General features: G+C 40.6%; 9 protein-coding genes. All 9 read right to left on the bottom strand.

The features are described 5' to 3' along the window. Positions 1-550 precede the first annotated feature (550 nt). Positions 551-1285 (bottom strand): SDR family NAD(P)-dependent oxidoreductase, encoded by a 735-nt coding sequence (locus tag AACW06_RS18375; protein WP_192076188.1) that lies wholly within the window; start codon positions 1283-1285, stop codon positions 551-553. Between the two features lie 2 nt (positions 1286-1287). Continuing rightward, positions 1288-1932 (bottom strand): 2-dehydro-3-deoxy-6-phosphogalactonate aldolase, encoded by a 645-nt coding sequence (locus tag AACW06_RS18370; protein WP_192076187.1) that lies wholly within the window; start codon positions 1930-1932, stop codon positions 1288-1290. Then, the gene (locus AACW06_RS18365) at positions 1916-2830 is read right to left on the bottom strand and encodes a 2-dehydro-3-deoxygalactonokinase (protein WP_192076186.1); all 915 of its coding nucleotides are present in this window, start codon (positions 2828-2830) and stop codon (positions 1916-1918) included. Before AACW06_RS18365 ends, AACW06_RS18370 begins: the two co-directional genes overlap by 17 nt. Before the next feature lie 18 nt (positions 2831-2848). Next, positions 2849-3994: a mandelate racemase/muconate lactonizing enzyme family protein gene (locus AACW06_RS18360; RefSeq protein WP_192076185.1), complete on the bottom strand. Its 1146-nt coding sequence runs from the start codon at positions 3992-3994 to the stop codon at positions 2849-2851. Positions 3995-4004: 10 nt separating this feature from the next. After that, complete coding sequence (locus AACW06_RS18355) at positions 4005-5498, bottom strand: tripartite tricarboxylate transporter permease (RefSeq protein ID WP_192076184.1); 1494 nt, start codon at positions 5496-5498, stop codon at positions 4005-4007. Between the two features lie 12 nt (positions 5499-5510). Beyond that, a complete protein-coding gene (locus AACW06_RS18350) occupies positions 5511-5957 on the bottom strand; it encodes a tripartite tricarboxylate transporter TctB family protein (RefSeq protein ID WP_192076183.1) in 447 nt (148 codons plus the stop codon). Between the two features lie 55 nt (positions 5958-6012). Next, positions 6013-6975, bottom strand: coding sequence for a tripartite tricarboxylate transporter substrate binding protein (locus AACW06_RS18345; protein WP_192076182.1), 963 nt, complete (start codon positions 6973-6975; stop codon positions 6013-6015). 274 nt (positions 6976-7249) lie between these two features. Next, a complete protein-coding gene (locus AACW06_RS18340) occupies positions 7250-7972 on the bottom strand; it encodes an IclR family transcriptional regulator (RefSeq protein ID WP_192076181.1) in 723 nt (240 codons plus the stop codon). Between the two features lie 97 nt (positions 7973-8069). Further along, a partial coding sequence (locus AACW06_RS18335; protein ID WP_238336746.1) for a hypothetical protein occupies positions 8070-8328 on the bottom strand: 259 nt, incomplete at its 5' end.

The raw sequence follows: 8328 nt of genomic DNA, 5'->3' as shown, positions 1-8328 counted from the left end.
CCCATCGTTTATCAGTTAGCATTGTCCTTGGCATGGTGAACTCAGTTGTGATTTGTTTTTGGCGAAATGATTATAACCTTCACCATGCCGTTCAAAAAATCATCACGAAAGATCAACAGACCCTAGTTTATGCATAGCTGGTTCCTTTGCGATTGTTCTCTCTTGGTCGAAAGATCTGATCGCAGAACCAGCTTTTAGTTCCCTTCTTTTTTATCCCGAGTTCAGGTTATGTTAATGTGGCTACCAATGCATTGCTGAACATAAAACGTACAGCAAAGATCAACACGCCCTAGCTATAACGTAAGGTCTGCCTTAAAACACGCAATGGGGCACCTCTGAGTTAAGAAGTGCCATCTGTGAAGGTTCTGGACAGAAATGAGTCGGGCGCTTCGCCCTGAATCTACCCATCAGATAACTTTTAGTATCTCAAAACAGCAACGACCACCAATTCCATTGGTGGTCGTTGTGACTGGAGATGGATAATGACAAGCTAGAGACTTTCACTCTAGCTCTGATGAACTAATTTAACGAGAAAGAACAACAAACAGAGTCACCGAGTATAAAGCCCTCCATTCACATCAATAGACTCACCGTTTACAAATGTATTCTCAATACAGAACTTTATAGCTAAAGCTACATCATGAGCTGTTCCGTTTCTCTTTAATGGGTTATTGTCCCGCCAATCTAATACTTGTTGCTTTGTGCTCATTTTGTCATGGAATGGAGTTTCAATAACACCAGGAGAAACCGAGTTCACCCGAATGTCTGGTGCAAGCTCCCTAGCAGCCCCTTTGGTGAAAGTATCTACAGCACCTTTTGCCGCAGCGTACAAGGTTGTCCCTGGACCACCATGCCTAGATGCAATAGAGGTTAGATTCACTATACAAGGCGATTTCGATTTCCTCAGTAATGGAACAGCAAGAGACGTAACTTGAAAAAGGCTAAATGTATTCAACCTAAAAATTGACTCCATCGTTTGCCAGTTAAAGTCAACAATGTTTTCTCGAGCAACCATTCCACCTGCATTATTTACAAGAGCATCGAGTTTGTTCGTCAGGCCTTCTATTTGGTCAAAGAGTTCTCTACACCCTTTTTCAGTATCTAGATTCGCTTTAATAAACTCAACACTCGTAGCCTGGTAGTCTTGCAACAAAACCTTTTTTAGAGCGTAAGCTTCATCGGAAGACTGATAATAGGTAAGAATCAAATTATTGTTTTCAGCAAGCAACTTAGCTGTTTCTGCTCCAATACCTGTACTGGCACCAGTGATTAAATAATTTGCCATAATTAACTACCTAACGAACAGGTTTCGTTATATGCGTGAATAAACTTTTGTGCATTCTCTCTGATCTCTTCATCAGAAAGATTAGGTGAGTAAAGAGAAGCACCAAGCCCAAATCCATCGATACCAATGTCTAGGTATGGTTTCAGGCATTCAACATTAGGGTTAATGCCCCCTACAGCAAAACAGAGAGCCTCTTTGGGCAATACAGACTTCAAAGCTTTCACACCGCTAATACCTAGCATGGTGACTGGAAATAGTTTAATTCCAGTCGCACCAGCTTGAAGTGCATTAAACGCTTCTGTCGGAGAAAGCACGCCTGGGTAGACTTGACAGCCCGCCTCGACACCAAGTTGAATAACACGCTCGTTAAAGTTAGGTGTAACAATCAATTTGGCACCCGTTGCGATAACTTGTTCTGCTAACTCAGGCGTGGTTACAGTACCAGCCCCTACCAAATAGTTATCTCCAAACTCATCGACCATTAGCTTGATACTTTCAAGCGCATTAGGAGAGTTTAACGGTACTTCAATCGCCTTGAAGCCAGCTTCAATTAGAATGTTACCAATTCGTAGTGCGTCACTTGGCTTGATTCCACGCAGAATAGCGATCAAAGGTACGTCAGTTTTTGGATTAAATTGCAGTGTCATTTTCAATTTCCTGTTTAATTAGTAGCATTCCGTCAATGAAGCACTCATCTCCGCTATAAAACTCGCTCGTCTTGTTCGTGGTATCGCACGCCAATTGATAGCGGCTGCATAGTTTTTCATTTCCAATCAAATAGGCAGATGCACTATCTAGCTCTTTAAGTTCACTTCCTATGAGAATTCCAGATAAGAAGTCATCTACCTCACTATCTTCGATTTGAGTAAATATTTTTGCAGTTCTTGCTTTAAAGATTTGGCTAGTTGCACCACCACTTTGACCAGACTGCACACCTTTAACAAATGCTGAGAGTGACTGATTCTGCGTAGGAAGATCTCGGCCTATGATGGTATGCTCTCTGATAGCAGAAAACAGTTCACCCGTCATATACGAATTGAACCGCACTAACTGCTTGTCTTGAACTAAAACGTGTTTGCTATGCGTGCCGGGTAAAATTGCAGAGAATGAGTCATTATTCACTTTGTTGATAAGGCCAAATATTTGAACTTCTTCCCCGCGCATTACATCGAACTCTCCATTACCCGCTTCATGACTAATTCCCGGAACAATGTAAGATTTTGCTCCCCAAGGCAGCGTGAATACGTATGTTTTATCTGCTAACTTGCTTATACTGGTCGGTGTATTTACATAAGGAACGTCAATCCAACCGTTTGCACTTCCGACCATTCCAGCCATATAGATTGGAAGTTCTTGATAACCCAGAATCCACGACTCCAGAACGCGTTCGAGCTCATTTGCAAACGAACCGTCATTTACCTGCTTCAAGCCCATTGGCAGCTCGATTTGTGCGTGAACGCCATTTTCATGATTAATTGCAAAGGCTCTGAAATTAGTCGTGCCCCAGTCAACAATTAGAAAGTCGATATCTTTTTTCAATAACATGTAATTAGATCTCTCTGATCAATTTATTTTGTATTGTTTGATAATGTCAGTATCAACATCCACACCAATCCCCGGCTTTGTTGGGATGGTTACTTTTCCGGCTGCGTAGTAAATACCATCGCAAATAAGATCCTTTCTAAATGGATGAGAAGACTGATCAAACTCCAGCATTGGTTCGGTAGGGTTTAGCGATAACGGATTACATGGAATCGAAGCGATAAACTGCAAAGAGGCAGCAATACCAACTCCTGAACCCCATACATGAGGGATTAACGTTGTGTGGCTAGCCTGAGCCATAGCGGCTATTTTTTTGCATTCAGTAAAACCACCACTCGAACATAAGTCCGGTTGAATAATGTCTAATGAACGTTTTTCGAGCCATGGCCGATAGCCCATTTTTCCGAAAACTTGCTCTCCAGCAGCAATCGAGGTTGGAGAGTTTGCTCGAATTTCTCTGTAACCGTCTATATCTTCGGGGGCAAGTAGTTCTTCAAGAAAGTGAAGGTTGTATTTTTCAGTCTCATTAATCAGCTTGCGTGCTTGAGCCACATTGTAAGCACCGTTTGCATCCGCCATAATTTTAATGTCATCACCAACAACTTCACGTATCTCTTTTATTAGCTTAATATCCTCTTCAATTCCAAAGCCGATTTTGAGCTTAAACGCCCTAAAACCATTCTCAACATGGAGCCTAGCTTCAGTTAGAGAGTCTTGCGGATATTGCCCATCAGCAACGCGGTAGAAGCCCGTTGCATAAGGGGTGACTTCATGCCTAAATGCACCGCCCAGCAATTTATGAATCGGTTTGTTGAGAGCTTTTCCCATAATGTCCCAAAGGGCAATGTCAACACCACTCGCCGCATTGACCGTCGCACCACTTTGACCAAATGGACGAGAAAGGTTGTACATTTCTTCCCATAGACACTCAACATCAAATGGGTCGCGACCTATTAACAGAGGTTTATAGCTATGTTCAATTATCGAAGCCGCAATCATTGGGCTCTGTAAACCATGACAAAGCGATTCACCATAGCCAACAATCCCTTCGTCAGTAACAATTTCAACAATCACGGCGCTTCGAGTTTTTGCCCACCCTTGGGAAAAATAAAATGGATTGTCCAGTGGGACTGATATTGCATGTGGAATAACGTTTGTAATTTTCATTTCTTTCTCCCTAAGCTGTTGTGTTTACGTTTTTTTGTTGCTTGTTCACAACTTTATTTTTGATAATCGGGAAAAGCAGTGAAACGATGATAAGAATAAAGAAAGTCCAACAGATCCCTGTAGATAGGAATGTCGAATAATCTCCACGAGACATAAGAAGAGCACGTCTAAAGTTGCTTTCCGCCATTGGACCTAAAATTAGACCTAAAATGACAGGAGAAGATGAGATATCGAGTTTCTGGAAGAAATAACCCACAATGCCGAAGAACAGCATTACAACAACGTCAAACATGTTGTTATTAAGAGCGTAACTACCCACAAAACACAGCAACATAATGGTTGGGACCAATACTGGTTTAGGAACAGAAAGAACCTTAGTAAAGATTCGAACTGAGTTTAAACCAAGAATAAGCATGAATACGTTAGCAACCAATAAACCAATAAAAATGGCATAAACTGTTGATGCATCGTTTTGAAACAGTAGTGGGCCCGGTTGAATACCCTGAACAGTTAAAGAACCAATCATTATTGCCGCGACCGCATCACCCGGCACACCAAGGCATAACATTGGGATTAATGCACCACCCGTTACACCATTGTTTGCGGCCTCTGGGGCGGAAACACCTTCTGGTGATCCTTTTCCGAACTCTTCAGGCTTTTTTGAAAGACTTTTAGCTTGTCCATAGGCAATAAATGAAGCGATATCGGCGCCAACGCCAGGGATTGTACCCACAAATGCACCTAAACTGCCAAAAGGTATACTATTTTTGATGATAAGTTTCCAGTCGGAGCCTTTTGGAAGAACACGTTTGATTTTTCCGGTTGCCTTGCCTTTTACATTTATCTCTTCAACGCCAATGAATGCTTGAGACATGGCAAAGAGACCTATCATCACAGGAATGAAGTTAATACCAGAATACAAATTAATGTTGTCAAAAGTAAAACGTAGGCTACCTGTAATGTCGTCCAATCCAATCGTGGCTACAAGCATGCCTAAAAAACCACTAATGAGACCAAGAAATAGTGATTTACCAGAAATTGAAGAGATAATACATAAGCCAAAAATTGCTAGCATAAAGAATTCTGGAGCGCTGAATTTTAAAGCAAAGTCAGCAAGAATAGGGGCAATTAAAATTAGGAAAATACAGCTAATTAAACCACCAATAAATGAACTTATCGTCGAGATACCAAGTGCTCTACCTGCTTCGCCTCGCGAAGCCATTTTATAGCCATCAAGCGCGGTTGCTGCTGATGCGGGTGTCCCTGGAGTATTAAGTAATATGGCCGATAAGGAGCCGCCATATACTGCACCCACATAAACACCAATTAACAACAGAATACTTGGAACCGCTTCCATTCCGAAAGTTAATGGCAGAACAAGTGCTACCCCCATAGTGGTCGTTAGCCCGGGCAAACAACCAATACACATACCACCAGCTACGCCTATGAGAAGATATAAAATAACGCTTGGTTGTAGTACCAAATTCAATGCTTCAATTAACATTTTAAATACACCTTAAAATAATATTCCAAAACGAAATGGAACATTTAATGCGTAATTAAATACGCCATAAACTATACCTACAATAGCGAATGAAAATATCACTCTTTTAATGATTGAGAAGTTTCCATACCAAGAAAATAATCCAAAGGTTAATACTAATGAGCTCACTACAAAACCAATGGAATTTATACAAATAAAATAACCAACAAGAATTGCCATTGTTATATAAACTCTTATATTGTTACTATTAAACAACTCTAGAGCATCACTATTCTTGTTTGTAAAAGTCTTAACTAAAAATATAATACCTGAAAGTAACATGGCACAAGAAATAACAATCGGCCATGCTGCTGGTCCCGGCGTTCCTCTGCGAGAGTCTGGTAACTCACTAGATAAATATAAAGCAGTTAAAGATAACAATATAAAAGCTATCGCAGCGACTAAATGAGCTTTACGCATAATTATCGTCCCAAGTAGTTGAGGCTTACTCGTGTTGAGTAAGCCTCTCAGGTGTTTACTGATTAAGTCCTAGCTTCGTGATCAACTCTTTAAAGAAGATGTTTTCACGTTCTAACTTGTTAGCAAATTCTTCCGATTTGATTATTTCAATATCGTTGTTGGTATTTGCCATAAATGTTTTAAATGTATCCGTCTCAACAGCTTCTAGGATTGCATCAGTTAAGAAATCAACCGTTGTCTGAGGCGTACCTTTAGGAACCATGTAACCGCGCCATGTACCAATTACTACATCGTATCCAAGCTCTTGAGCAGTAGGAACGTTTGGTGCGTCTTTCAGACGGTTTGGCGCAAGTACAGCAAGTGATCGTAACTTACCTGCTTCTACTTGTGAGGCGACCTCAGCGTAAGACACTGAAACAGCGTCTAGGTGGTTCCCAAGTAGAGCAGTGATTGCAGCAGAAGAGCCTTTGTAAGGAACATGAGTAAATTGTGTATCAGCCTTCACTTCCAAGCCTGCACCAGCTAGATGCCAAATACTGCCTGTACCTGAATTACCAAACAGTAGATTGTTGTCTTTAGAGCCTTTAATAAGGTCTTCTAACGTTTTATATGGCGAGTCTGTTGGTACTGTAATTGCGGCATAACCAGAGTTTACAATGGCAAGAGGTATTAGCTTTTTGTAATCAAGATTAGCGCCGTAACCCTGGTGTGGAAGCATCACAAGCTCAGGAGCGACCATGCCTATAGTACGACCATCTGGCTTACTGTTTTGAGCATAAGACATACCAATTGCACCAGCACCACCTGTACGGTTTTCTGCTGCAATACCTTCTGGGAACTTATCTTTAAGCGCTTCAACAAGTGCGCGGCTTACGCTATCTGAACCACCTCCTGCAGAATACGGTACAATTACTTTCACAGGAGCATCAGGGTAAGTAGTAGTTGCACCAGCTGTTGTTGCAACAGCAGCGCTCGCGATAACAGCAGACATTAATACATTTTTTAAGATTTTCTTCATTATCTTGACCTTATTACATTAGGAAGAAGCTTCTTCGGCCTCGTATAGGGTTTATTTATGGTTATTTAATATATATTCTGATATTAATTAAATAACTCAGCTATTAACTGAATGCTCTAAGCTAAATTATCTCATTCAGATATTGATTCAAAGGTTAATTAAGTTACTCTGAAATTTTAATATTGTAGATATGAGTGCTTAAAACCGATTCTATCAAAGTCGATCACCCACATAGTATTCATCATCTAACGCAAGCTGTGATATTTGCAGTTAATTAAAGTTGGTCTGATATTTTTTTACTGTAGCTTTGAATAACCGGTATTAATTCATTCATTCTTTGGTCATCCATATAATCTTTTATACTGGTCACTGAAATTGCAGCAATAATATTTCCATTTTTATTGCGAATTGGAGCTGCAACACATCTAACTAAGTCATCGTTATCTTCTAAATCAAAGCTATAATCATCTTTAGCATATTGCTCCATACGGTTCATCATATGTTCAACATCCAGCTCAGTTTGGGTACTGATTAGCCTTTGCCATTCCATTTTTGGCATATCTAACATTAAGGCTTTTCCTACTCCGGTTGCGGCAAGCGGTAATCTGTCCCCTACTTGAGAGCGCATCTGAACATGGCGCTGTCCGGGGATCTTGTCTAGGTAAAAAATCTCATCTTCATCTTTTATGCCTAAATGCACGGTATCCAGAGTAAGCTGCGCAAGCTCTCTAATATACGGCTTAGCAATCTCTTTTAGTGGCATGTCTGCTTGAGCTCGAATACCTAGTTGAATCATCTTGGTACCGAGAACTAAGCCAATCCCTTTAACTTCTCGGATATATCGCGCTTCAATTAAACCTTGCAAAATACGATGAACCGTAGACTTAGGCAGCCCCAATTGTTCGCAGATATCCTTTAAGTTACGGTTCCCATCGGCGATCGAATCGATGACGTCAAATGCTTTGGCTAGTGCCTGGTTACCTTGTACTTTGCTCATAAAATGACCTCATGTTGATGCTTAAAATATACATGCCACCAAAAAGAGATGATGTGACATCCGTCATCATTCCAATATGCGAAACAATAGTTCCACATTATGGAACTTTAAGATTGGTTAGCTTTTCACTGAGGCATAGAAAACAAACAGCTGGTTTTTCTATTGGAAACGTACACGAGTTATTGGGAGGAATTTCTAGGGCGTGTTGATCTTTCATGAGTATTTTTTGAACAGCATGGTAAAGAGTTATAATTTGCTTCGCCAAAAGTAAAACCATAACCAATACCATGCCAAGAACAATGCTAACTGATATTCGCTGGGAACTGCTACTCCAAGTTATGAAAAGTACAGGTCGT

Source organism: Vibrio sp. S12_S33, from assembly GCF_963889785.1.
Lineage (GTDB): Bacteria > Pseudomonadota > Gammaproteobacteria > Enterobacterales > Vibrionaceae > Vibrio > Vibrio aestuarianus.
This window is presented reverse-complemented; position numbering and strand designations above follow the sequence as displayed.

What these genes read in the sequence shown, in the direction of transcription:
- AACW06_RS18375 (WP_192076188.1), bottom strand. Translation starts at nt 1,285, where the DNA reads ATGGCAAATTATTTAATCACTGGTGCCAGTACAGGTATTGGAGCAGAA.
- AACW06_RS18370 (WP_192076187.1), bottom strand. Translation starts at nt 1,932, where the DNA reads ATGACACTGCAATTTAATCCAAAAACTGACGTACCTTTGATCGCTATT.
- AACW06_RS18365 (WP_192076186.1), bottom strand. Translation starts at nt 2,830, where the DNA reads ATGTTATTGAAAAAAGATATCGACTTTCTAATTGTTGACTGGGGCACG.
- AACW06_RS18360 (WP_192076185.1), bottom strand. Translation starts at nt 3,994, where the DNA reads ATGAAAATTACAAACGTTATTCCACATGCAATATCAGTCCCACTGGAC.
- AACW06_RS18355 (WP_192076184.1), bottom strand. Translation starts at nt 5,498, where the DNA reads ATGTTAATTGAAGCATTGAATTTGGTACTACAACCAAGCGTTATTTTA.
- AACW06_RS18350 (WP_192076183.1), bottom strand. Translation starts at nt 5,957, where the DNA reads ATGCGTAAAGCTCATTTAGTCGCTGCGATAGCTTTTATATTGTTATCT.
- AACW06_RS18345 (WP_192076182.1), bottom strand. Translation starts at nt 6,975, where the DNA reads ATGAAGAAAATCTTAAAAAATGTATTAATGTCTGCTGTTATCGCGAGC.
- AACW06_RS18340 (WP_192076181.1), bottom strand. Translation starts at nt 7,972, where the DNA reads ATGAGCAAAGTACAAGGTAACCAGGCACTAGCCAAAGCATTTGACGTC.